Raw genomic sequence first — 23,837 nt, forward strand, 5'->3', positions numbered from 1 at the left:
ACCAGTTGGCAGTTTCACGCATTACCCATCATTTTCTCCATTATCAATAATCAATTGTCAATAGTCAATCGTCAATGTTCTCCATCTCTCCGTTCCTCCACTTCCTCAAGTTTCCCGTCTCCCCGTCTCCGGTTTTCAATAATCAATTGTCTTCACGCGTCACGTCGGAGCGCAGTTGAGCGGAGTTGAGCAAAGTTGAGCAAAGCGAAATCCCGACGCTCTCTCGGGGCGTAGATCCCGATGAACATCGGGGCATCACGAGTTAAGATCAATCTATTCCCTGTTGAAACTTTCAACTTTGTCTCTTAGGATGACGCCTAATGTCTGGAGTTGACCGAATGCGTGTTTCGGCCCTTATCGCGGGGGCGGGGAAAAGTGTTCGGTTCGCCGGGGACACGGAGTCATCTTCCGAAGAGCACCGGAAGCAATTTCAGCATCTTGGGCAGGAGCCTCTCATCTTTGTCACTCTGCAGCCGTTTGTGGAATCGAGCTCCATCGATTCTATTCTGGTGGCAGTTCCCCCCAACACGGTTGAATGGATGGAAGAGATGGTGAAGAGTCGTGGTTTCGAGAAAGAGGTCAAAGTAATCCCTGGGGGCAGGGAACGGCAGGACACTGTCTGGCAAGGTCTGAAAGAAGTTGCCCATAGTTGTGATGTGATTGTAGTACATGACGGGGTGCGTCCTTTCTTCAAGGGGCGGTGGATTAGAGAGACTGTAGATCTCTGTTCAAATTTTGACGGGGCCATTGTCGCCGTCCATGCGACGGACACCCTTAAGAGGGTGAAAAATGAAACGATCTTGGAAACCCTGTCTCGTGGTGAAATCTGGCAGGCTCAAACGCCTCAAACGTTCAATGTGGACGTGCTCGTTGCCGGGTATGAACACGCCCTGAGCCTGGGCCTGCGGTGTACAGACGAAGCCCAGCTCGTTGAGCTAAACGGGGGTCGTATCGCCATCGTGGAGGGGAGTCCTCAAAACATCAAAATAACGAGGTCTGAGGATTGGAAGCTGGCCGAATCCATCTGGCACGGGATGAACCGTGATTAGAACCGGTTTTGGATACGACGTTCACCAGTTGAAGGCAGGGGAACAGCTCATTCTTGGGGGCGTGTTGATTCCCTTCTCAAAAGGGTCCGTGGGACATTCGGACGGCGATGTGCTATGTCACGCAGTGGTGGATGCCCTTCTTGGGGCCGCCAACCTGGGAGACATAGGAGACCACTTCCCCAGCGAAGATAGCCGGTGGAAAGGGGCATCAAGCCTGACATTCGTACAAATGGCCGGAGAAAAGATCCAGGCAGAAGGGTTTGACATTCTCCACGTTGACTGCACTGTCATACTGCAGGAAGTGAGGGTCAAACCTCATATCCCGGAGATGAAATCCCTGGTGAGAGACAAGCTTCAGATAGGGGAGGACAGGATTTCCATCAAGGCCACCACAACCGATTTTCTCGGTTTTACCGGTCGCGGGGAGGGCGTTGCTGCTATGGCTTTGGCTACCCTGTCCGCTGTCAAATAGACGCTCTGCACGGGGAATCATTCTGCCACTGATCTCCAGCTGCAAAATCAACGTTGGTCTGAAGGTAACGGGTAAGAGACACGACGGTTATCACACGATTCAGACTATCTTCCAGGAACTCGATCTGACAGATACGGTCATTCTCGAATCCGCGGATGAGGGGTGGGAAATTAGATGCAACTCAAAGAGCGTCCCACGGAATGAGTCAAATTCGTGCGTGCGGGCCTATTTGAGCCTGAAGGAGCTGTTCCCGGATCTTGGGGGCATTCGTATAGGTCTTGAAAAACGTATTCCTGTCGGGTCGGGACTGGGTGGCGGATCCAGTAATGCCGCGACGGTTTTGAGGGGGCTCAACGAACTTTTCGGACTGGCTCTTTCTGACGACCGGTTGGAGGAAATGGGCGGTACTATCGGGGCGGATGTCCCATTTTTCATTCGTGGGGGAACACAATTCGGAGAGGGTTTGGGAGACATCCTTTCCCCCGTGACACTTCCCTACGTGGGTGCAGTGCTGCTCGTGGTGCCTGAAACTTCAGTATCTACAGAATGGGCGTATGACAGAGTCAGAAAGCACTTGACTGGCGGTTTCAAGTCCGGTAAGTTTGGCGCCGTCCTCCAGTCGAGGGGCGAAGAGCGTTTTGTCTCCTCCTGGGCTGTGGCGGACAGGTTTCTTGAGAACGATTTTGAATCTCTGGTGTTTCAGACATATCCAGAGATTGGTGACATCCGGGACCGGTTGCGGGACGCGGGGGCATTGTTCGCCAGTCTGTCGGGTACGGGCTCGACTGTGTTTGGAATCTTTGGAGATGAGATCCGGGCGCGAAGAGCCCAGGCCGTCCTCTCCTCACCTCTCCAAACCTTTATCACCCACCCGATCAGAAAAGTCCATTGACCATTGACGATTGTCTAAGGAATATTGACGCCTGAAGGCTTTCTGCTGAAATCACTGTAAATAGTCAATAATCAATTGAAAATTATCAATTGGATGCCGGGTCGTCCAAGGGCAGGACAGCGGCCTTTGGAGCCGTTAATCGTGGTTCGATTCCACGCCCGGCAGCAATGAGTTTTGTGAAATCCTTCGGGGAAAGGGAGCCATGAAAATATTCAACGGTAGATCGAATCCCACCCTGGCGGGGGAGATTGTGGATCATCTTGGTGTCTCGCTGGGGCAGGTAAAGATCCGTCAGTTCAGTGACGGGGAAATATGGGTCAAGTTCGAGGAAAACATCCGGGGTGAGGATGTGTTTCTCATTCAGTCCACGCACGCCCCGGCGGAGAATATCATGGAGTTGATTCTCATGATAGATGCTGCCGTGCGGGCATCGGCCCAGAGGGTAACGGCGGTTATCCCGTACTACGGATACGGGAGGCAGGACCGGAAGGATCAGCCCCGCGTCCCTATTTCCGGGAGAGTCATGATGGATTTGATTGGCAGTGTGGGGGCTGGCCGGGTCCTTACCATGGATATGCATTCGCCACAGATTCAGGGATTCACGCACATCCCGTTTGATCACCTCTATGCCAGGCAGGTCATTTTTGACAGGTTGAGGCAGTTCGATCTTTCCCGGGAGAGTACCGTCATTCTGGCTCCAGATGTAGGAGGCGCACCCATGGCCCAGGCATTTGCCAAGCATCTTGGAGTGGGCTTTGCTCTTGGGGATAAGCGCAGGCCGGCCCCAAACAAGGCAAAGATTGTTCATCTAATCGGCGACCTGGAAAACAGGGATGTCATCATTGTCGATGACATGATAGATACGGGCGGTACCATTGTAGATGCGGGCAATGCGGCGAAAGATAGCGGAGCGACCTCGGTGATAGCCCTTGCAACTCACGGTCTGTTAACGGGTGACGCGAAGGAAAAAATCATGAATTCAGACCTAGATCGAGTCATTGTATCAAACACGATTCACATTCCACCTGAGCGGAGATTTGAAAAGTTGGAGATTCTGTCCGTTGCGCCCCTGTTTGCTACAGCCATTCGATGTATTCATGATGGCGAGTCTATCAGTGCTCTTTTCGAATTCTGATCTCAGCCATGAATTATCCACAGGATCTTGAGATTAACCACGGAGCCACAGAGGACACAGAGAGTAATTTTGGATAAGAACTTAGGAACTTGATGGAGAACAAGGTTGCAAAGATACAACTCTGGAATACATCACCATTAAAGTATCTTATTTTGAATGGACATGCTCTGTGCTCTCTGTGGCTAACAGGTAGACCAGGGTAGGAGGAAGAAATGACGCACGAATTCAAACTGGACCTGGAGAAGCGGAGTCAACTCGGCAGAAGGGCGGCAAAGAAGTTGAGGGGAGAGGGGAAAATCCCTGGGATATTCTACTCCGGGGGTAGGAAATCCGCCCCCTTCTATATCGATCGACGTCATCTTCATGAGGCTCTTCAGTCTGATTCGCACGTATTCGAAGTAAAAGTTGGCGGGAAAAGGCTCTATGCTATTGTGAGGAAAATGCAGTATCACCCCGTGACGGATGAGATCCTTCATATTGATCTGTTTGGAGTCCGGTTAAAGGATAAGATCGATCTGATGGTACCCATTGTGCTGGAAGGAGAAGCGAAGGGCGTCAAAGAGGGAGGGATTCTAACCCAGAATCTCACCGAACTACAGATTCAATGCCTTGCCACGGAAGTCCCGGATGCGGTGCATCTTGAGGTGTCGGAATTGACCATCGGCGACAGTATTCATGTAGGAGACCTCAAACTGGAAAATGTTGAGGTGTTGACCCATCCGGAAGTCACGGTTGTTACAGTGCAGGCGCCAAAAGAAGAAATTGTGGAAGAAGAGATTGAGGAAGAAGTTGAGATTGAAGGCGAAGAGGAGGAAGAGGCCGAAGTTCCCGACGAGAAAGAGGGAGCCGGTGAGGAGGAGGAACCCTCATCCGGATGATCGCTTTTGTAGGTCTTGGAAATGTCGGTTCAGAATATGCCAGTACCAAACATAATCTCGGCTTCTGGGTGGCGGATGAACTGGCGCAAAGGTGGCGTATTCCCTTCCGTCCAGGGAAGGGGGACTATCTTATGGCGGAAGCCACTCCTGCAGGCTCATCCCGTGTGCTTCTGGTAAAACCCACATGCGGAATGAATCGAAGCGGGAAAGCGCTCAAGGAGATCGAGGAAGGTTGGAGTTTATCGAGCAAGGAGCTACATGTGATTGTCGATGATGTGGATCTTCCTCTAGGCACAATTCGGATTCGTCCCGGTGGGGGCAGCGCATCTCACAAGGGTATGGAATCGATCATCTACACTCTCGGAACCACTCAATTTCCCAGAATCAGGGTGGGCATTGGGACGGACGAACAGATGCGTCCTGCGGAACGCTATGTCCTTAAGCCTTTTCTCAAGAAGGATAAGGCCCTGGCCCAGGAAATGGTCATCCGAGGAGCGGACGCCGCGGAAGCCATTCTGTCTGTTGGCCTGGAGAAAGCCATGGCTGGCTATAATCGAGCTGAAAGGGAAGCATGGAGCTGATGAACAGTTTCTTTTGGATCCCCGCCACGGGATTACTGGCTCTTGTCTATGCAGTGGGAAGGAGTATGTGGGTCAACCGGCAGGATCCCGGAAACGACAGGATGATTCAAATCGGGGCTGCTGTGCGGGAAGGTGCCATGGCGTTTCTCCTGAGGGAATACAAGGTAATCTCGGTATTTGTCGTAGCCGTTACGGTACTCCTCGTGTGGGGAAATGCTTCACGGGGAACGAGTCTTGTGGCCCTTTCCTTTTTTGTGGGTGCCTTCTGCAGTGCTCTGGCAGGGTTTTTCGGAATGTGGGTGGCGACAGCGGCCAATCACCGGACGACACAGGCGGCCAGGACGGGATTGAATTCTGCCCTTCGCGTTGCCTTCGCGGGGGGTTCCGTCATGGGCATGAGTGTTGTGGGTCTCGGCATCATTGGATTGTCCGTCTTGTTTTACCTGTATGGCGGTTTGGATGAGGGTGCAGATCTGAGGAGCGTTATGGCCGTTCTATCGGGATTTGCCATGGGGGCATCCTCCATCGCCCTTTTCGCCCGCGTAGGGGGAGGTATCTTTACCAAGGCAGCGGATGTGGGTGCGGACCTCGTGGGGAAAGTTGAGACCGGTATTCCCGAGGACGACCCAAGAAATCCAGCCACTATTGCGGACAATGTTGGCGACAATGTGGGTGATGTGGCAGGGATGGGCGCTGACCTGTTTGAGTCCTACGTGGGATCCATCATCGGTGCCATGGTCCTGGGCGCGGCAGCGAATCTTGGAAACCTGGTCATTCTTCCCCTGGTTCTGGCGGGAACCGGGATCGTTGTTTCTGTGGTGGGCATGTTCTTTGTAAGCACGAAAGAGGGGGGGAATCCCCAAAATGGACTGAACATTGGTACCTACGGAGCCGGGGCATTGATGGTTATCGCCAGCTATTTCATCATACAGGTATTCGTACCAGAGACCGTGGTCATTGGAAATAAGAATGTGGACGGGCTGCACATATTCCTATCAGTGATTTCAGGACTGGTTGCGGGGACTCTGGTGGGAGGTATGACCGAGTACTACACATCGGAAGGGCGGAGGCCAGCCCGGCGAATTGCCATCGCAAGTGAAACAGGATCTGCCACGAACATCATCGCAGGTCTTGCCAACGGCATGGCATCAACCGCCTTTCCAATCGTGGCAATTGCCGTTGCGATCATTGTCGCTCACCATTTTTCCGGTCTTTATGGTATTGCCGTGGCTGCCCTCGGAATGCTGTCCACCACCGGGATTCAGTTGGCCGTGGACGCCTACGGTCCCATCGCAGACAACGCCGGTGGCTGTGCGGAAATGGCGAAGCTCCCTCCCGAGGTGCGGAGCCGAACCGACAGGCTTGATGCCGTGGGAAACACCACGGCCGCTATCGGGAAAGGATTTGCCATCGGTTCTGCGGCACTCACGGCACTGGCCCTGTTTGCGGCTTACCGGGAGACCGCCGCTGCCGCCCTGGGAATCGATCATCTTTCCCTCAACCTGAATCGACCCGACATCATGGCAGGCCTGTTAATCGGGGGCATGCTTCCTTTTCTGTTTTCCTCTTTTGCTATGAGAGCCGTAGGTCAAGCTGCAATTGAAATGATCGGCGAGGTGAGGAGGCAGTTCAAAGAGATCCCCGGACTGCTGGAGGGGACGGGAAAGGCGGATTACGCCCGGTGCGTCGATATCGCCACCAAAGAGGCGATAAGGCGGATGATTGCTCCCGGTCTCCTGGCTGTGTTGACACCCGTATTCTTTGGACTGGTTCTCGGAAGGCCACATATGTTGGGAGGAGTTCTCGCGGGGGTAACCGTCAGTGGTGTGTCGCTGGCAATCTTTATGGCCAATGCGGGGGGATCGTGGGATAATGCCAAAAAGTATATTGAAGCCGATAACCTTGGGGGCAAAGGTTCCAATACCCACAAAGCAGCCGTGGTGGGTGACACCGTAGGTGATCCATTCAAGGATACGGCGGGCCCGTCCTTGAATATTCTGATCAAATTGATTTCGGTTGTGTCCCTGGTGATTGCCCCCATGTTTTGAGAAATGGAGGACTGGAGCTATGCAGAACTGTCCAAAGGATCCTGCGGGGAGAATTGGGAACAGGACTATCTTCCGGGATAAAGGTGGTTCCATTCTCCACTGCTCTATTTCTCCTATACTACAGTTCATTGTGAGGAGGTGATTGGAATTGAGATACTACGAAACCCTCTATATCGTTCATCCTGATTATGAGGAAGAGAGGCTGATAAATGTGAAGCAGTCCGTGGACCGATGGATATCGGACCGGGGTGCAAGCATCATCAATTCTTACGTCTGGGGGAAGCGAAAACTTGCCTATCCGGTGGATAAGCAGATGTATGGCACATATATGCTTCTGAATTATGGGACAGAGAAGCCGTTTTTTCCAGAGCTAAACGAATGGTTTCAACTCAACGAGGCCGTTCTGGCCTATTTCACCGTCCTGCTGGATCAAGAGCCGGGGGCCAGGGCGGAGGAATCGTGATGGAAAACGAGCACCTGACCAGGAATCGGGTGGGAAGGAGATAGGGATGGCCTTAATGACGAGACGCCGAATCTGTAAGTTCTGTGAGGACAGTGAGCTTGTAATCGATTACAAGAATGTGAAACTCATCCGGAAGTTTGTTACGGACCAGGGGAAGATCATCCCCGGTCGCATAACGGGGACATGCGCGAAACATCAAAGACGACTTACAAGCGCTATCAAGCGGGCAAGAAATATCGCTCTGCTTTCCTATACCGGGGATGAGTTTTATCAGTAAAGCTGAAGGGGTCAGAGACTATGTCCAGGCAATTTTGTGAAGACGTGATTCTACTCCAGGATGTCCAGAAGCTGGGCAGCCAGGGTGACGTGGTGCGGGTGAAACCGGGATACGCCCGGAACTATCTTCTTCCCCAGGGATTGGCCAAGGAGGCTAATGCGCGAAATCTGCGCCTGCTGGAGCTAGAGAAGCAACAGGAGGAGGTTCGCCAGCAAAAGACAGAGGAAGAGGCGAAAGAAATGGCGGAGAAACTGAAGGGAATTTCACTCACGGCACCGGTTCAGGTGGGGGAGGAGGATCGTGTCTTTGGATCCGTCACCAGCATTACAATCTCCAAACTGTTGAAGGAGCAGGGGCATGACATTGACAAGAAAGACGTCTTGTTGCAGGAACCCATCAAGGCTCTGGGCCTTTTTTCCGTTCCGGTGAGAGTTCACGGAGATATTCAGGCAGAAGTTAAGGTTTACGTCATCAAAGAATAGATCGCAACCACGTTCTCTGTAGAGACCTTCATTGGAAGGCCCCACCTGGTGAACACGTGGGTTCCAGATGGGGTTTTTTGTTGCACTTTCATGGGTCCCCGTCTATCTTAACGCAGTATGTTTGCAGATGTATCATTTCCAATTTCTACCTATAGAGTATTTACCTATTCCGTTCCCAGGAATCTTGAAGACAGGGTGAAAATAGGTGTGCGTGTCTCGGCTCCGTTCGGGGCCAGGAAGAAGGTCCAGGGCGTTGTTGTTGACCTGCGCCGGGAAAAGAGATTCAAGGGCAAAACCCATCCCATTTCCGCTGTAGTTGACGAAACACCCATTTTTGACAAAGCGCTCTGGGACTTACTCAACTGGGTAAGCCGTCACTATCTAACCCCAATGGGCCAGGTAATGAGGACGGCTGTCCCATCCCGGCTTACCTCCTCCTATTCACCTCCGGAACAGTTGATGGTAAGAGCCGTGAACGGCTTAGGAGAGAATCTATCCGCGTTGGCTGAAAGCTCCCCCCGGCAGCACAGGGCGATGAAGTTTCTTAAACAACGGAGAGATTCTATTCCCGTCGCCGCCTTGACCAGTGTGATAAAGAACCCATGGGATGCATGCCGGGCTCTGGAGCGGAAGGGATACGTGACTCTCGCCCGGGTGCCCAGAATCCCGGATGTTTCCGATCTTAGTTTTCTTCCGATACAGAGGGAGATACACTTCACCCCTGCTCAGGAAAAGATTATGAAAGGACTTGAGGCCTGGCTTGAGAAAAAGAAGTTTACCCCCTGTCTCCTGCACGGCGTCACGGGAAGCGGCAAAACGGAGATCTATATCCATCTTGCGCGGCGGGCAGAGCTACAGGGCCGGCGGTCCCTGATCCTGTTACCCGAGATCTCATTAACACCGCAGATTGCTGGGCGATTCCGGTCGGTTTTCGGAGATCGAGTGGCCATCTGGCACAGCCGGATGACATCTGCCGAGCGTGCATGGACCTGGAAACAGATTTGTGAAGATCGCTACGGGGTAATCGTGGGCGCCCGCAGCGCCATATTTTCGCCGGTGAGAAGCGTGGGACTCATTGTGGTTGACGAGGAGCAGGAAAGCGCCTTCAAACAGGAAAGTCCAGCGCCCCGGTATCATGCCCGTGATGTGGCCCTCATGAGAGGAAAATTGTGCGGGGCACTCACAATTCTGGCAGGGGCGACGCCAAGTCTTGAATCCTACTACAATCAAGCAGTGGGAAAACTCAGTTCCATCCGGTTGAAAACGCGGTACGGCGGGGCAAGCTATCCCCAGGTAGACGTAGTTAACATGACAGAAGAGAGAGGCGAGACGGGAGACTATGATTCTGTTCTTTCCCGGTTGCTCATTGAAAAAATTGGGGAACGATTGAAAAAGGGTGAACAGGCAATTCTCCTGCAGAACCGCCGCGGGTTCTCGTCTATCCTCTACTGTGGTGACTGTGGGCATGTGGAAATGTGTCGCAATTGTCGCATTTCTCTGACTTTTCACAAGGCGGAGAGCGTACTGAAATGCCACTACTGCAATTTTCAGAAGTCCTTGCCCAGGACGTGCCAGGAATGTGGGGGCACAGAGCTGCTTCTCCTGGGAGCCGGGACGCAGAAGGTGGAAGAAGGATTGAGGGAGCGATTCCCCGGGTTGCGCCTGGTTCGAATGGATCTTGACACTACCAGAAGAAAAGGGGCATACACCAGAATTCTCACGAAATTTGCCGAAGGCGATTATGATATTCTGTTGGGAACACAGATGGTCGCGAAAGGGCTCCATTTCGAGAACGTGACCCTTGTTGGGATCATCAATGCGGATACGGGTCTTTATTTACCCGACTTCCGGGCCGGGGAAAGAACGTTTCAGTTGATCTACCAGGTGGCGGGCCGGTCAGGTCGAGGAGAAAAACCGGGTGAGGTGGTTATCCAGACAAGCAATCCCGACAACCCCGCAATCAGCTGCGCGTCTCGTCTTGATTTGGAACGGTATTATAATATTTGTCTTAGTGAGAGGGAAGAACTAACGTACCCCCCGTTCAGCTGGCTGGCCAAGATTGAGTTCTCCGGGAGGGAAAGAGAGGCGGTAGAGAGAGAGGCCATCCGTTTCGGAGGGAGCATGGTGAATAAGCCGGAGCATATCTCCGCACTGGGGCCAGCTCCCTGTCCCATCGAGCGAATCAAGAACAATTTCCGGTATCAGATCATCTTCAAGTCTCCCAAAAAGAAAGACGAGAACGGAAGCAAGCTCCATCGCTTCCTGGAGAACGTTTTTGTGAATTCTTCCTTCTCTTCCAGAGCCAGGGGAATGGGCACATATGTGGATGTGGATCCGGCATCACTTCTTTAGGACATTCGTAACCCTGTCGGTGATTGTGGCCGTGGGGATGGGTTTGCCATTCCTGCAGGCTGAGGGAAGCTACCCGGGACTGGAGATTCTGTATCATGTCCGTTCGTTGAGTATGGCTTCTGTTGGGACGGCGGACGGGTCGGGGATGGACATGACGGTTACCAATCCGTCGCTGCTTCAATCCGCCAAGGGGGGACTTCTTCTGTCGGTGATGCGATATCCTGCAGATATTCAGACGGAAATGGTGGAATGGCGCATACCGTGGGGAAGGCGAACAACGGCCGTCTCCCTCAGACACCTAGGTTTCGGCACATTTGACGAGCGGGATGAGGAGGGCGTGAAAACGGGACAGTTTTCCGCGTCCGAAACCTGGATGTCCGTCTCATTCGCCCAGTCCCTTTTCCGGTCTTTGGACGTGGGCATGACGGGGGGCCTGTTCTTGAGCAGGGTTCAGGATGTCACGGCAACACTCGGCGTTCTCACGGCAGGGGGGGTGGTTACCCTCAACCGGTATGATATGCGTGTGGGCATCAGCGTTCGCAACCTGGGGGTAACCCTCAATTCCTACACAGAATATGGTGAACCCGTTCCCTCGAGTCTTCATGTGGGGCTGACGAAAAAGCTTGCCTACCTGCCTCTGGAACTTTCCGTTGACGCTGGCTGGTGGGACAAAGGTCACCGGAATATCGTTCGACTGGGAGGCGAATTCACGTTTCCGTACAATCTGAGGTTGAGGTGGGGGACGAGTTCGAATCGGTTTGACCTGGAGTCGAATCGCCTATGGCAAGATATGGCGGCCGGGACGTCTCTAGGTGTCGGTTTTCTGACGCCAAACCTGTCGGTTGATCTGGGCATAGAGTACCGGGGTGTTGGCGGAACGGTCCTGGGTGTCGGGTTTTCAAGCCACCCGTGAAGTATCGTCCACTCGGTAGGTCCGGGCTGTCCGCATCGGAAATCAGTCTAGGGGGTTGGCTGACATTGGGAGGCTCGGTAGATGAAGCCGTGTCGGTCCGGCTCATACAATATGCCTTTTACCGGGGTATCAACCTATTTGACGTGGCAGATGTCTATTCTGATGGACGGGCGGAGGTGGTGTTGGGAAAGGCAGTGAAGGAGCTGCCCCGGGAACAGGTAGTCCTTGCAACAAAAGTTTTTGGACGAATGCATGCGGGGCCCCACGGCTCAGGTCTCTCCAAGAAGCATATCCTTCAGGCCTGCGAGGCAAGTTTGACGCGGCTCAAGGTTGACACCATCGATCTTTACCAGTTTCACGCTCCCCATGAGCGAGTGCACCTGGAAGAAAGCCTTGAGGCCATGGACATTCTTGTGAGGCAGGGAAAAGTCCTTTATGCGGGGTGTTCAAACTTCAGTGCGGAAGATATCCTTCATGCTCTTGATATTGCCACTCGTCTGGGATTTCCGCGATTCATCTCCAATCAGCCGCGCTACAACATGTTGGATCGGACAGTTGAAAATGATCTATTTCCCCTGTGCGAGGCAGAGGGCATAGGGAATATGGTGTATTCACCACTGGCCCATGGGATCCTAACGGGCAAGTATAAGACAGGAGTGGCGCCTCCCGATGGAAGCCGGCTCCGTCGTCTCAACGGAGCTATTCAGTCGAGATATCTGACCGGTGAGAATCTGGGCAAAGTGGAAAAAATAACATCGATTGCGGATCGTTTGGGTACCACGACGGCGGCCATAGCGCTTGCCTGGATCCTCCGGCGATCAGAAGTTTCTTCTGCCATAGTAGGCGCCACATCTATTGAGCAGCTGGATGAAAACATAGAAGCGTCTGATCTTGAACTTTCCGAAGAAGTCATGAGAGAACTTGAACGAATAGTCGCCTGACCTTTTCTATGAATCAGGTCGCCGAAAAAGGACCCCGTGTTGACGAATTCGTGGAGAATCCACGAAAAGCATTGTGGAGTCTTGCCCTTCCCATGATGGTGGGGATGATGGTGCAGACCATCTACAGTGTTGTGGACATGATTTTTGTTGGACGTGTGGGCGGTGATGCTCTGACCGCCCTCGCCTTTAACGTGCCCCTTGTGTTCTTTGGACTGGGTATGGTTTTCGGTCTGGGATCTGGAGTGACTGCGGTGGTGGCGCAGTATATAGGTTCGGGAGACAAGCGGAACGCCGACAACAGTGCCGAACACGGTATTGTCATTGGAGTGATCCTGGGCGTCGTTTTCACGGGAGCAGGATTGACGTGGGGGAAATCTCTTCTGGCCGCTCTCGGTGCCCCTCCTCACATCGTACCCCTTGCCTGGAGCTACTTTCGTGTCATTGCCGTAGGATACATTTTCATGGTGTCATCCATCTTCTTTCGATCAATCTTATCCGGCGAAGGAGACATGAAGACGCCTTTGATTATCCAGGGAGGAGGGACAATTCTCAACATCATCCTCGATCCCATTTTCATTTTTGGACTGGAAATGGGCGTGGAGGGTGCAGCCGTTGCGACGGTTCTGAGTCAAGCGTCGGTGTCGCTTGTTTTTGCTTATTTCATGTTGGTAAAAAAGCGTGCATACATAACATTCGCGCTGAAAGACTTTGCTTTCTCTCGCGTCGTCCTGGGGAAAATACTCAAGGTCGGGATTCCCGCCTCATTTTCTATGCTGATCATGTCCATGGGCGGGGGAGTCTTCAACAAGATCCTCGTTTCGTTTTCAAGTGACGCCGTGGCAGGATATCAAGTGGGAATGCGGATCGACCACGTTTATCTCATGCCTCTCATTTCCATCGCAACGAGCCTTGTGACTCTCGTGGGTATGTTCTATGGCGCGAAAAGGTTGGATTTGGTGCGGGCCATCACTCAATACGCCATATCCCGGGGTATCCTCATCGGACTGGTCGCTGGCTCACTCTTTTTTGCATTTGCCGAACCCCTGGTTTCCGTGTTCACCCAGGACCCTGAGATTTACCAGACTGGGGTCCAGTATCTGAAATATTTCGTCTTTGCGTACCCGTTTATCGCCGTGGGAATGATAGGAGGACGGATGCTTCAGGGACTGGGGTTTGGGATTCCCATGCTGGTTCTTACGTTTTTGAGAGTGGTTCTTATCAGTGTTGTCCTTGCCTATACGTTCGTCTTCGTCGCGGGAAAGCCGGTACAGTGGGTCTGGATTTCGCAGGTCATCGCTGTTATCTGTTCTGCCGGCATCGCTCTTCTCTGGCTCAGGTCAAGTCTCCGAAGACTCGAGAGGGGTGATGTCCGAAAGGTGAAGGGTGTGCCCCATGGTGTGGTTTCATCTGATCCCCTTCGTCAGGCCCAGGAAGTGTAGCATGATGGTCGTCATCGTCATGGTTCTGGCCGTTTCCCTGATGAGTGGCCAGGGAAAGAAGGCGCTGACTCTCGAGGATATCTTTGCATCCGATAAGTTCCGGGGAAAGGGGATCAGTGACATTCAGTGGAGCCGTGACGGTTCCAGCTTCACCTACACCAAGGGAGATGACCGGGAGGAGACTAAGAGGGGAGACACGATTTATCGTCACGATGCGAAAAGGGGAACCGATACAGTGGTCCTGGACGTGTCTGCCCATGAATATGATGGAAAACCGATTGAAATGGGCGGGTACGAAATCGACCATGACCAGAAATACATTCTCGTTACCGGGAAACGTAAGCAGATCTGGCGGCATTCTTTTTCAGCCCCTTATTACCTCTATGATGTGGAAGAGAAGGTATTAACGGCGCTTGAGGATAATAACCCAGGACTGCAAAATACAACGCTTTCTCCGGATGGCCAGCGGGTTGCCTACGTTCTCAACCATAATCTGTTTGTGGCTCCCGTGAAGACGGGAATCCCTCACCCACTGACGGCGGACGGCTCCGATGATCTACTTTACGGACAATTTGACTGGGTGTATGAAGAAGAGTTTGGACGAGCTGACGCCTATCGCTGGTCCCCGGACAGCGAGAAAATCGCCTTCTGGCGTACCGACCAGTCGAGGGTCAAGACCTTTGTATTGCTGGATGAACTGTCGCCCTACAGTGTGCCCATCCGGATTCCTTATCCCAAGGTTGGCGAACAGAATGCCCGGGTAACTATCGGTGTGGTTGATGTGAGAACCGGTGAAACGACCTGGATGGATTTTGGGGATAATGAGGATATTTATGTTCCCAGGATTGATTGGGCAGACTCATCAGAAACAGTCGCAATTCAAAGGCTGAACCGGAAACAGAATCGTTTGGAATTGTTGATTGGCGATGTCGGTACGGGACAGGCAAAGGTGGTTATGACGGATACCGATTCGGCATGGGTGGATGTTACCGATGACATTATCTTTCTGGCAGATGGACAGCAGTTCGTATGGACATCCGAGAAGAGCGGGTTCAGGCATATCTATCTGACAAACCGTGAAAGTGGAGAGACAAGACAGGTAACCCGAGGTGACTGGGAAGTTTCTTCCATCATCGGCCTGGATGAGGTGAGGCAGTGGGTATATTTCTATGGGAAAAAGGATTCACCCTTGGAGCAACACATCTACCGGGTAAAATTGAGTGGAAGGAGACTTAAGAAAATGTCCCGGGAACCGGGGTGGCATACGGGTAAGTTTTCAACTGATTTTGGGTACTTTATCCATTTTCACTCCAGTGTGAGAAGGCCCACCAGGATAGTTCTTCGAGAATCTGACGGTACGGAAGTGCGTGTTCTGGAGGAAAATGTCGTTGAGGCCTTTGAGGAGTACACTATGGTCCATCCCGAATTTGTGATTATCAAGACGGGTGACGGAGTCCACTTGAACGGTTCCATCATGAAGCCTCCTGATTTCGACCCGAACAGGAAATATCCCGTTCTGGTTTACGGCTATGGGGGACCGGGATCCCAGGTGGTGGTCAATCGGTGGGGCGGCAATACGCGACTGTGGTACCAGTTGATGACCGAGAAAGGCTATATTGTCTTCTCCCTTGACAACCGGGGAACAGGCGGAAGGGGGAAAGGGTTTAAGAATCTCGCCTATGGTGATATTTCAAAGTGGGCGGTAGCCGATCAGATTGAGGGGGCGAAATTCCTGGCCAGTTTGCCCTACGTGGATTCAGGCCGGATTGGGTTTTGGGGATGGAGTGGAGGCGGGTACCTTGCGTGTATGCTCATGACCCGTGGCGCTGACAACTTCAGAACGGGCATCGCCGTAGCACCAGTGACCGATTTTCGAAATTACGATACCATCTGGACAGAACGGTATATGGGACTTTTGTGGGAGAACGAAGAGGGATATGACGCGGCAAATGTAATCAACTATGCCGAAAGGCTAAAAGGAAACCTCCTCATCATTCACGGTACGGCAGATGACAATGTACATCCTCTCAATACCATCCAATTTGTGAATGCGCTGATTCAGGAGAACAAGCAGTTCGACCTTATGTTATATCCCAATCGCAGTCACAGCATTAGAGGGGAAGGTACGAGACTTCACCTCTTTACGCTCATTACAGATTATATCTTGGAAAACCTGTAGCCCGTTTACCTCACAAAGACGGTTTTGATATTGACGAACTCCTTGATGCCGTAGTGCGACAACTCACGTCCGTAGCCACTCTCCTTGATCCCTCCAAACGGAAGGCGCGGATCCGATCTTACGAACGCATTCACGAAGCAGCATCCCGCCTCAATGTCTTCGGTCGCAATTCTCTCTCCACGATCGATATCCTCTGTGAAGACCGCAGCTCCCAGCCCAAAAACCGAATCATTGGCCACGCGAATCGCCTCTTTCTCGTCCTTCACGGGGATGATGGCCGCAACAGGTCCGAATAACTCTTCGTCATACGCGGGCATGTTCTTCTTCACATTTGTGAGGATAGTAGGAGGATAGAAGGCTCCTTTGTCTTCGGGAATTTCGCCCCCGAGGAGGCATGTGGCACCCAGGTCGATACTCTTTTGAACCTGACGGTGAAGGTCGTCCCTCAAATCGTGCCGGGCCTGAGGGCCAACCTCCGTGTCCTCTTCCATGGGGTTCCCCATTTTGCGGGCTTTCATCTGTTGTGTGAAAAGCTTTTCAAACTCGCTTTTCACCGATTCGACCACAATGAACCTCTTGGCAGCAATGCAGCTTTGTCCCGCATTGATGAGCCTGCTGGTGACACAGGCGGAAACAGCTTCTCCAATACTCGCGTCTTCAAGAATGACATAGGCATCACTTCCCCCCAACTCCATAACGGTCTTCTTAATCATATCACCTGCTTTTCGAGAAACCGCCCTGCCGGCGCCTGTGCTTCCAGTCAGGGTAGCGGCTCTCACCAGCCCGTTTTCGATGACCGCGTTCACCTGCCCGCTGGCGATGAGGAGAGTGCGGAAGAGATTCTCGGGGAAACCGGCTTTCCTGAACACATCTTCTATCATGAGGGCACAACCAGGAACGTTGGATGCGTGTTTCAAAACACCTGCATTGCCAGCCATGAGAGCTGGCGCAGCAAATCGAAAAACCTGCCAGAACGGGAAATTCCAGGGCATAACGGCCAACACAACCCCAAGAGGTTGAAATGTGACAAAGCTCCTGCTCGCTTCCGTTTCCACAACCTCCGGGCTCAGAAACGTCTCTGCATTGTCGGCATAATAGTCGCACACCCAGGCACACTTCTCAGACTCCGCCCGCCCATCCTTGATGGGCTTGCCCATTTCCTTCGCCATCAACGCACCGGCCTCATTTGCTTCTTCCCTCAGGGTTCTGGCGGCATTTTTCATGAGTTCCGCCCGGTGGCTCATTGCCGTCTGTTTCCAGCTCAAGAATGCTTCGTGGGCTTTCCGGATGATTTCCTGCACCTCTTCTGGGGACATTTCCCTGTACGTTTTTGTCGTTTCCCCCGTTGCGGGATTGATCGATTCAATCGGCATAATGTTTCCCCCAGTGATTCTTGAGTTTGTTGACAAGTTCGTCGTTAACACGCGTATCGACTGGAATTTCAACGACCGCGAGTTCCCTGGACTTAATGGCTCCCTTCAGCTGATCCTGAAGTTCAGCAAGACTCCCGGGTTGATATCCACGGATGCCGAAACTCTCTGCGTAGGCTTTGAAGTCCGGATTGTGGATGCGTGTGCCCACCGACCGGTTCCTCGTCATTCGCTGTTTCCAGCTGATGAGTCCGTAGTCGTTATCGTTAAAGACGATGATGATGAACTTTGTACCGAGACGCTTCGCTGTTTCCAATTCCTGAGAATTCATCAAAAAGCCGCCATCTCCCATTGCAGCCACGATCTGACGGTCTGGATCAACCAGGGAGGCGGCAATCGCCCCGGGGAGTGAAATTCCCATGCTCGCGAGACCGTTGCTCATAATGCAGCCGTTGGGACAGTAGGTGGGGAAATTTCTGGCGATCCACATCTTGTGACTTCCCACGTCGCTAATGAGCAGGCCATCGTCATGCAGGATTTCTCTGATGAGGTTGAGCACTCCTGGAATTGTAAAGGAATCGCCTTCTTTCAATTCATAGCTCCTGATGTCTTCCAGAATCTGCTTCCGGATCGACTCATACCACCGGGTATCGAAAGAAAACTTGGTGTCAGTCAACTGCTGATTCAGTTCCCAGAGTACCGCTGAAATATCGCTCACTACTTCGATCTCGGGATTGTAGTGTGCGTAGACTTCCGCGGGCACAAAGTCGATGTGGATGATTTTCTGATCGCCTTTTGGATTCCACTTTTCCGGGTCGTACTCCGCGATGTCGTATCCCACGGTGATAATGAGATCTGCCTTCTCCACGGCCTCCATGACGAAATCCTTAAAACCGAGTCCTATGCTTAATAAGGAGCAGGGCATGCCGTCGGATACGGCACCTTTTCCCATGAACGTGGAGACCACGGGCAGCTTGTGCCGGTCAGCGAGTCTGGTGAGGTGCTTGCTGGCGAGCTTCCTGATGGCGCCGTTGCCGGCAATGATAAGTGGTCGCTTCGCCTTTTGAAGGAGTTCAATGGTACCGCGGATAGCCTTATAATCGGGCCCCGGCCGCCGTACACGTTTTGGTGGTATGGGGGTGAGTTTCCGCGTTGCGTCCAGTTTTGCCACATCTTCCGAAAGTTCGATGTGGGTCGCCCCCGGTTTTTCAAGTTCCGCGATCTTAAACGCCTTGCGCACGACCTCCGTGACACTGGCCGGGGAAGAAACCGCCGTGTTCCACTTGGTAATGGGTTTGAACATGGTTTCAATGTCCAGATACTGGTGACTCTCGTGATGGAGGCGGCTGGTGCCCCCCTGGGCCGTAATGGCAACAACGGGCGCCTTGTCCAGGTTTGCATCGGCAATGCCAGTAAACAGATTAGTAGCCCCGGGCCCGAGTGTGGATAGGCATACACCCGCCCTGCCCGTCAGCCTTCCCCAGACGTTTGCTATAAAGGCAGCCCCCTGTTCATGCCTCGTGGGGACAAACTGGATGGGAGAATCCTCCAGCGAAAAAAGGAGGTCCTCATTCTCCTCCCCGGGGATACCGAAAACATACTCTACCCCTTCATTTTCCAGGGAGCGAACAAATAGATCCGAAACTTTCATGTAGGGTTTCTCCTGAAATCAGCTGAGACGGTGCTATCCGATTTTAATCGACTATCCGGTCCCAGTTGGGAACGGTTCGGTTAAGATAAACTCCAGGTGAAAACAATACAACGGTGTCTTCGTCTGTGGGGAGAGTTTTCTAGTCTTCAGGTTCGTGGACCATGGGAACAAATCGGACGGGAATGGAATCGCTTTTGGATATGTTCCCTTTTTCATCTTTTTCAATGATGATGAGATCCTGTCCCCACCACTGAGGTCCCACGGGGAGAACCATTCGGCCGCCCGGCTTGAGCTGTTCCACGAGCTTTGGAGGAATTTCTTGGGGAGCCGCGGTCACAATAATCCGGTCGAAAGGAGCTTCCTCCGGCCACCCTTGATATCCGTCTCCCACCCTGACAGTGATGTTATCGTACCCGAGTCTCTTGAGCCTTTTTTCAGCTTCAAGGCCGAGCTCCTCGATGATTTCGATGGTAAAGACGTGATGCACAAGATTGGAGAGGATCGCTGCCTGATACCCGGATCCGGCGCCGATTTCCAGAACGACATGATGAGTGTCTGCCTGGAGCAGTTCCGTCATGAGTGACACGATGTAGGGCTGACTGATGGTCTGGCCATGACCGATGGGCAGGGGGCCGTCTGAATAAGCCACAGGCCAGAGTGATTCGTCTACGAACAGATGACGGGGGATATCCTCCATGGCCTTCAGGACTCTCGGATCTTTCACACCTCGCGGCAGGATCTGGCGATCTATCATGGCTTTCCTCAGGGACCGGAATTCCGGGGGGTCCTGGACCTGGGCTCCACGGGAAGCGGAGGACCACACAATAATGGCCAGGAGCAGGTACCGGCTGGATTGCCACGTATACATGTCATTACCGCTCCGAAAGCGAAGGTAGGACATATTTCAGTCTCCGTCAAGTCTTTCAATCCTCGGTGGTTGGGTGGTTCCTATTGTTCCCGGTGATGAATGGTTCATTGTTTTTCAGCGCGATTGGGTGGCGAGTAAGACGGGCTAATGATTGAAAACAAGACCGAATCATCCTAAGTTTCAGTCGATTATCGGCGTCTTATTTATCCGGTATAGACTTTTATCGGAGTGGACAAAAACTCCAGACAAGCAATCTGAAAGGGAAATAGTCATGCCTGTTGAAGATCAGATCATTGCCATTATTGGCGGAGCCGTTGCAGGGTCGGAGGCTGCACATGAGTTATCGGAGCGCGGGATGCGGTGCGCGGTGATTGAGCAGAATGATCTCCCTTACGGCAAGATAGAGGATGGTCTCCCGAAGTGGCACGAAAAACAGCGCAGGAAGGAAATGGATCTCATCGACTCCAGAATGGGCAGCGATCTGGTGGATTTTGTTCCCCTGACGAAGGTTGGAAAAGACATTTCATTTGAGGAACTCCATGGTATGGATTGGAGTGCCATTCTGTTGGCAAATGGGGCCTGGAAGGACAGGTCCTTTCCCATTCCTGAAGTTGAGGAGTACGAGGGGAAAGGTTTCTGGTATCAAAATCCATTTGTCTACTGGTTCAATCACCACGAGGAGCCTGCTTATGGAGGTGAAGATATTCTCATCCTGGACGACGCCCTCGTCGTAGGGGGTGGATTGGCTTCCATTGATGTGGTTAAGATCCTACAACTTGAGTTGGTAACGCGCACGTTGAATCAGAAGGGCAACGATGTCACGCTCAGAGAAATGGAACACAAGGGGATTCCCAGGATGCTCGAATCGCTCGGTGTTACATGGGATGAACTGGGACTCAAGGGATGTTTTCTTCTTTACAGACGGGACATCACCAACATGCCGCTGGTAACCATCCCTCCCGATGCCGGTGAAAAGAAGGAAAAGGCCATCCGGAATACAAGGCGGAAGATTCTCAATAATGCGATAGAGAAATATCTGTTCAGGTTTCAGGACCATCGCCAGCCCACGGGTATTCTGATGGAAAATGGACGACTCGTGGGTCTTCGGATGATTGAAACGGATGTCATTGACCGGAAGGCTGTGCCAAAAGAAGGAACCGAACACGATGTCCGGGGATCCATGATCATCAGCTCAATCGGGAGTATTCCCGAGCCCATTGAAGGGATTCCCATGCAGTGGAACTGGTATGACATAGAGAGCGAAGAGACGGGAGAGGTCAACAATCTGAAACGTGTCTTTGGCATGGGGAATGCCATTACGGGGAAGGGAAACATCCGTGTATCGCGGGTTAATGCCCGCGGGATCACAAACTATGTTCTGGATAACCATCTCCCGGAAGAAGGAGTAGATGTGGTATCTACCCGGGAGAAGATAAAATCGATGCAGGTCGCGGCTGGCTACGACGGTAACTACAGCAAGTGGGCGAAGGCTCACAGAAGGGGCTGATTGCAGCCACGCCCCAGACTTTCATCTATCCACCTGACGCTGTCGCCACGATTTTCACCAGTCATTGGAGATGCGCATACCAGGGCTAAAGGTGATATGTCCCACTCCTGCCAGTATTCTGAGATTCTTCCGTTGGTTCAGAATGAGGGTGACAGAAAATTCCGTAACTCGGTTTGTTGAGCCCAGCTATTCACAGGAATAGATTGACCGTTTCATACAAGCAAGCCTATTTGAGCCGGCTCATCTATTCTCCGGAAGCAACGAGAGCTCCGTTCCTTTTCATTTCTGTTAATGCCTTTTCGGAATCGCCGGGTTTCACATTCACACCCCGGATTCCATTTTCCACTACTGTGACTTTGAAACCTTCACTGAGTCCATCCGACACTGTCCCTTTCACGCAATAGTCTGTAGCCAGGCCACAGACGGTGACGGTATCCACTTCCGCCAATTTCAAGCGTGAGGCCAGGTCCGTTCCGTCAAAGCCCGAATAGGCCTCCCTCTGAGCTGACGTGGCCTTGCTGATGACAGTAGCGCCCGGTGGAAGTTTCAAATCTGGATGGAATTCAGCGCCTATAGTATTCTGGACACAATGAGGGGGCCAAGGTCCCCCCTGGTCCTGGAAACTACAGTGATTGGCGGGGTGCCAATCCCTGGTAGCGAAGATAGGCTGGCCAGCTTCTTCGAACGTTCGAATCAATCTGTTTACCACGGGAACGATCTTGTCGCCGTCGGTGACAGCGAGCGAACCCCCAGGACAGAAGTCGTTTTGGAGATCGACAATGATCAAAGCATGTTTAGTCATGACTCAACCTCAATACCTGATGCGTGAAGAGAATTGACCATTGATTATTGACCATGGGAGACTGTTCCGCAGGAACTCCTTTGACCCGTAGGGTCTCCTGTGGAGGAGGAGATGGACCCACATTTGTATTGCCAATAACCTCTAACGTCTAACTCCTAACCCCGAACTCTTAACCCATAACTCATAACGCATAACGTCTAACAGCTTCTAGAGTTCGATTCTTTTCATCCGATCGTTGGGCAGATGTTCCCGCCCCACCTTTGCACACGGCTTGCCCTCCACCATCACCACGTCGGCCGTGAAATCGCATTGTCCCGCAAGGAGAGCGGAACCCACTCCGTAGGCGTCGGCAGGAACACGGTCGCGTTCGAACTGAGAAATTCTTTCCGCATTGAATCCTCCAGACACGATAATTCTCACGTGGTTGAAGCCTTCCTTATCGAGAGCTCTCCGCACGTTCCAGACGAGTTTTGGATTAACCCCGGCAGGATTTATCCGTCCCATCTGTGAAACTACCGACTTGTCAACAATGGTACTGGATGTATCGAGGCGGACGCCCCACAGGCGTTCCCGCAGCTCACGAGCAACGGCCAGGGAAGTCCGCACGCTGTCGTTGTCGAAGTCCACGAGGGCGATAAGGTTCGTTTCGGGGAAATTGATATTAAACAATCTCGCGGCCGAGACCGTGTCTCCTCTACACGCAGCAATCAGGGCATGAGGGATCGTTCCAGCCCCGGAAGCACCCCACCATTCGCCCTGGGCGTCGGTGGAGACCGACGTCGCCCCTCCTACCTTGGCAGCGTAGCCATCGCCACCCTGCATGAACCAGTGGTCGAACCGGGCTGGAAAAAAGAGAATGGGTTTTTCACCGGCGGCTTCCGCAACGCTGCGAACATTGGTGGCAACCTTTGTTCGTCGACCGAGCACACCGAGGTAAATCGTTTCGAGGTGAACAAACTGATACAAGGGTCCTTCAATAGTCATCACGGTTTCCCAGGGAGAAATGGTATCCCCGTCCCTTAGAGTATTAACGGAAAGTTCTTTTGACGTGTCTTCCCACAGTTCGTCGAGCGCTCTCTGAAGGTCCAGCCGCCGTCTCTGAGCCTCCAGCATGTCTTCCTTGGAGTCATAGTAGAGGGCGCGAATTCTCTTCTTCAGGTCGATGTACTCATCAAAAAGTTCGTAAGCCTCTTGCCGGTTCTTGTAGTAGCCAGAGCCAAGTTTCAGTATTGCAACAGCTTCATCAACACCACAGAGAACCGCGTCCTTCTTTTGGAAGACCTGCATAAGGCAGGAGGTCCTTTGGTGGGTGTTCTCCAGCGCGACTTTGCCCCGCCAGAAGTAGACGTCACTCCGATAACCCCGCCGGATTTCATGAACGGGTATATCAAAGGTTTCGGGGGGAAGGGGCTTCCATTTCCGCTGACTCATACGTCTATCTCTCCGTACGATTTCTTAATTTACGGGGACTCACGGATATTTCTCAACTTATCACTGATAATGTACAGAAAGTGAAACAATCTCTCGATTCTTCATGA

At 52.4% G+C, this 23,837-nt stretch carries 21 protein-coding genes and 1 tRNA gene; 17 read left to right on the forward strand and 5 right to left on the reverse strand.

All coding sequences use genetic code 11. The features are described 5' to 3' along the window. Positions 1–320 precede the first annotated feature (320 nt). From ispD to V3U24_06275, 16 genes are all read left to right on the forward strand, one after another. Positions 321–1,049: a 2-C-methyl-D-erythritol 4-phosphate cytidylyltransferase gene (gene ispD / locus V3U24_06200; GenBank protein ID MEE9167034.1), complete on the forward strand. Its 729-nt coding sequence runs from the start codon at positions 321–323 to the stop codon at positions 1,047–1,049. Then, positions 1,042–1,521, forward strand: a complete 480-nt coding sequence (gene ispF, locus V3U24_06205) for a 2-C-methyl-D-erythritol 2,4-cyclodiphosphate synthase (GenBank protein MEE9167035.1) — start codon at positions 1,042–1,044, stop codon at positions 1,519–1,521. The genes ispD and ispF overlap by 8 nt, the downstream gene beginning before the upstream one ends. Then, a complete protein-coding gene (gene ispE, locus V3U24_06210; GenBank protein MEE9167036.1) occupies positions 1,481–2,413 on the forward strand; it encodes a 4-(cytidine 5'-diphospho)-2-C-methyl-D-erythritol kinase in 933 nt (310 codons plus the stop codon). The genes ispF and ispE overlap by 41 nt, the downstream gene beginning before the upstream one ends. Positions 2,414–2,507: 94 nt before the next feature. Continuing rightward, positions 2,508–2,578 (forward strand) — tRNA-Gln (locus V3U24_06215). 37 nt (positions 2,579–2,615) lie between these two features. Further along, positions 2,616–3,548: a ribose-phosphate pyrophosphokinase gene (locus V3U24_06220; protein ID MEE9167037.1), complete on the forward strand. Its 933-nt coding sequence runs from the start codon at positions 2,616–2,618 to the stop codon at positions 3,546–3,548. A gap of 212 nt (positions 3,549–3,760) precedes the next feature. Beyond that, positions 3,761–4,426, forward strand: coding sequence for a 50S ribosomal protein L25 (locus V3U24_06225; GenBank protein ID MEE9167038.1), 666 nt, complete (start codon positions 3,761–3,763; stop codon positions 4,424–4,426). Next, positions 4,423–5,007: an aminoacyl-tRNA hydrolase gene (gene pth / locus V3U24_06230; protein ID MEE9167039.1), complete on the forward strand. Its 585-nt coding sequence runs from the start codon at positions 4,423–4,425 to the stop codon at positions 5,005–5,007. The genes V3U24_06225 and pth overlap by 4 nt, the downstream gene beginning before the upstream one ends. Beyond that, a complete protein-coding gene (locus V3U24_06235; GenBank protein MEE9167040.1) occupies positions 4,998–7,055 on the forward strand; it encodes a sodium-translocating pyrophosphatase in 2,058 nt (685 codons plus the stop codon). The genes pth and V3U24_06235 overlap by 10 nt, the downstream gene beginning before the upstream one ends. A 148-nt stretch (positions 7,056–7,203) precedes the next feature. Continuing rightward, positions 7,204–7,518 (forward strand): 30S ribosomal protein S6, encoded by a 315-nt coding sequence (gene rpsF, locus V3U24_06240; protein MEE9167041.1) that lies wholly within the window; start codon positions 7,204–7,206, stop codon positions 7,516–7,518. A 46-nt stretch (positions 7,519–7,564) separates the two neighbouring features. After that, complete coding sequence (gene rpsR / locus V3U24_06245; GenBank protein ID MEE9167042.1) at positions 7,565–7,795, forward strand: 30S ribosomal protein S18; 231 nt, start codon at positions 7,565–7,567, stop codon at positions 7,793–7,795. 20 nt (positions 7,796–7,815) lie between these two features. Then, positions 7,816–8,277, forward strand: coding sequence for a 50S ribosomal protein L9 (rplI, locus tag V3U24_06250; protein ID MEE9167043.1), 462 nt, complete (start codon positions 7,816–7,818; stop codon positions 8,275–8,277). Positions 8,278–8,394: 117 nt separating this feature from the next. Further along, positions 8,395–10,629 (forward strand): primosomal protein N', encoded by a 2,235-nt coding sequence (gene priA / locus V3U24_06255; GenBank protein MEE9167044.1) that lies wholly within the window; start codon positions 8,395–8,397, stop codon positions 10,627–10,629. Beyond that, on the forward strand, positions 10,604–11,542 hold the full coding sequence (locus tag V3U24_06260; protein MEE9167045.1) for a hypothetical protein: 939 nt from the start codon (positions 10,604–10,606) through the stop codon (positions 11,540–11,542). Before priA ends, V3U24_06260 begins: the two co-directional genes overlap by 26 nt. Continuing rightward, positions 11,539–12,483 (forward strand): aldo/keto reductase, encoded by a 945-nt coding sequence (locus V3U24_06265; protein ID MEE9167046.1) that lies wholly within the window; start codon positions 11,539–11,541, stop codon positions 12,481–12,483. The genes V3U24_06260 and V3U24_06265 overlap by 4 nt, the downstream gene beginning before the upstream one ends. A gap of 8 nt (positions 12,484–12,491) precedes the next feature. Continuing rightward, positions 12,492–13,922, forward strand: a complete 1,431-nt coding sequence (locus V3U24_06270) for an MATE family efflux transporter (GenBank protein MEE9167047.1) — start codon at positions 12,492–12,494, stop codon at positions 13,920–13,922. A gap of 1 nt (position 13,923) precedes the next feature. Next, on the forward strand, positions 13,924–16,101 hold the full coding sequence (locus V3U24_06275; GenBank protein ID MEE9167048.1) for a DPP IV N-terminal domain-containing protein: 2,178 nt from the start codon (positions 13,924–13,926) through the stop codon (positions 16,099–16,101). Between the two features lie 5 nt (positions 16,102–16,106). Here V3U24_06275 and V3U24_06280 read toward each other — a convergent pair whose 3' ends face one another. From V3U24_06280 to V3U24_06290, 3 genes are all read right to left on the reverse strand, one after another. Then, positions 16,107–17,474 carry an NAD-dependent succinate-semialdehyde dehydrogenase gene (locus tag V3U24_06280; protein MEE9167049.1) on the reverse strand — a complete coding sequence of 456 codons (1,368 nt, stop codon included), beginning with the start codon at positions 17,472–17,474 and terminating at the stop codon, positions 16,107–16,109. Continuing rightward, a complete protein-coding gene (locus V3U24_06285) occupies positions 17,464–19,122 on the reverse strand; it encodes an acetolactate synthase large subunit (protein MEE9167050.1) in 1,659 nt (552 codons plus the stop codon). Before V3U24_06285 ends, V3U24_06280 begins: the two co-directional genes overlap by 11 nt. A 139-nt stretch (positions 19,123–19,261) precedes the next feature. After that, positions 19,262–20,023, reverse strand: a complete 762-nt coding sequence (locus V3U24_06290; protein MEE9167051.1) for a protein-L-isoaspartate(D-aspartate) O-methyltransferase — start codon at positions 20,021–20,023, stop codon at positions 19,262–19,264. Positions 20,024–20,261: 238 nt separating this feature from the next. Here V3U24_06290 and V3U24_06295 point away from each other — a divergent pair, with 238 nt between their 5' ends. Further along, positions 20,262–21,497 carry an FAD-dependent oxidoreductase gene (locus V3U24_06295; protein MEE9167052.1) on the forward strand — a complete coding sequence of 412 codons (1,236 nt, stop codon included), beginning with the start codon at positions 20,262–20,264 and terminating at the stop codon, positions 21,495–21,497. Positions 21,498–21,741: 244 nt separating this feature from the next. On the opposite strand, the gene pncA is transcribed toward V3U24_06295, so the two are convergent. After that, positions 21,742–22,299: a bifunctional nicotinamidase/pyrazinamidase gene (pncA, locus tag V3U24_06300; protein ID MEE9167053.1), complete on the reverse strand. Its 558-nt coding sequence runs from the start codon at positions 22,297–22,299 to the stop codon at positions 21,742–21,744. A 207-nt stretch (positions 22,300–22,506) separates the two neighbouring features. After that, positions 22,507–23,730 carry a quinolinate phosphoribosyl transferase gene (locus tag V3U24_06305; protein ID MEE9167054.1) on the reverse strand — a complete coding sequence of 408 codons (1,224 nt, stop codon included), beginning with the start codon at positions 23,728–23,730 and terminating at the stop codon, positions 22,507–22,509. Positions 23,731–23,837 lie beyond the last annotated feature (107 nt).

The sequence above is a fragment of the Candidatus Neomarinimicrobiota bacterium genome, assembly GCA_036476315.1.
Lineage (GTDB): Bacteria > Fidelibacterota > Marinisomatia > Marinisomatales > S15-B10 > JAZGBI01.

What these genes read in the sequence shown, in the direction of transcription:
- ispD (MEE9167034.1), top strand. Translation starts at nt 321, where the DNA reads ATGTCTGGAGTTGACCGAATGCGTGTTTCGGCCCTTATCGCGGGGGCG.
- V3U24_06220 (MEE9167037.1), top strand. Translation starts at nt 2,616, where the DNA reads ATGAAAATATTCAACGGTAGATCGAATCCCACCCTGGCGGGGGAGATT.
- V3U24_06225 (MEE9167038.1), top strand. Translation starts at nt 3,761, where the DNA reads ATGACGCACGAATTCAAACTGGACCTGGAGAAGCGGAGTCAACTCGGC.
- pth (MEE9167039.1), top strand. Translation starts at nt 4,423, where the DNA reads ATGATCGCTTTTGTAGGTCTTGGAAATGTCGGTTCAGAATATGCCAGT.
- V3U24_06235 (MEE9167040.1), top strand. Translation starts at nt 4,998, where the DNA reads ATGGAGCTGATGAACAGTTTCTTTTGGATCCCCGCCACGGGATTACTG.
- rpsR (MEE9167042.1), top strand. Translation starts at nt 7,565, where the DNA reads ATGGCCTTAATGACGAGACGCCGAATCTGTAAGTTCTGTGAGGACAGT.
- rplI (MEE9167043.1), top strand. Translation starts at nt 7,816, where the DNA reads ATGTCCAGGCAATTTTGTGAAGACGTGATTCTACTCCAGGATGTCCAG.
- priA (MEE9167044.1), top strand. Translation starts at nt 8,395, where the DNA reads ATGTTTGCAGATGTATCATTTCCAATTTCTACCTATAGAGTATTTACC.
- V3U24_06260 (MEE9167045.1), top strand. Translation starts at nt 10,604, where the DNA reads ATGTGGATCCGGCATCACTTCTTTAGGACATTCGTAACCCTGTCGGTG.
- V3U24_06270 (MEE9167047.1), top strand. Translation starts at nt 12,492, where the DNA reads ATGAATCAGGTCGCCGAAAAAGGACCCCGTGTTGACGAATTCGTGGAG.
- V3U24_06275 (MEE9167048.1), top strand. Translation starts at nt 13,924, where the DNA reads ATGATGGTCGTCATCGTCATGGTTCTGGCCGTTTCCCTGATGAGTGGC.
- V3U24_06280 (MEE9167049.1), bottom strand. Translation starts at nt 17,474, where the DNA reads ATGCCGATTGAATCGATCAATCCCGCAACGGGGGAAACGACAAAAACG.
- V3U24_06285 (MEE9167050.1), bottom strand. Translation starts at nt 19,122, where the DNA reads ATGAAAGTTTCGGATCTATTTGTTCGCTCCCTGGAAAATGAAGGGGTA.
- V3U24_06290 (MEE9167051.1), bottom strand. Translation starts at nt 20,023, where the DNA reads ATGTCCTACCTTCGCTTTCGGAGCGGTAATGACATGTATACGTGGCAA.
- V3U24_06295 (MEE9167052.1), top strand. Translation starts at nt 20,262, where the DNA reads ATGCCTGTTGAAGATCAGATCATTGCCATTATTGGCGGAGCCGTTGCA.
- pncA (MEE9167053.1), bottom strand. Translation starts at nt 22,299, where the DNA reads ATGACTAAACATGCTTTGATCATTGTCGATCTCCAAAACGACTTCTGT.
- V3U24_06305 (MEE9167054.1), bottom strand. Translation starts at nt 23,730, where the DNA reads ATGAGTCAGCGGAAATGGAAGCCCCTTCCCCCCGAAACCTTTGATATA.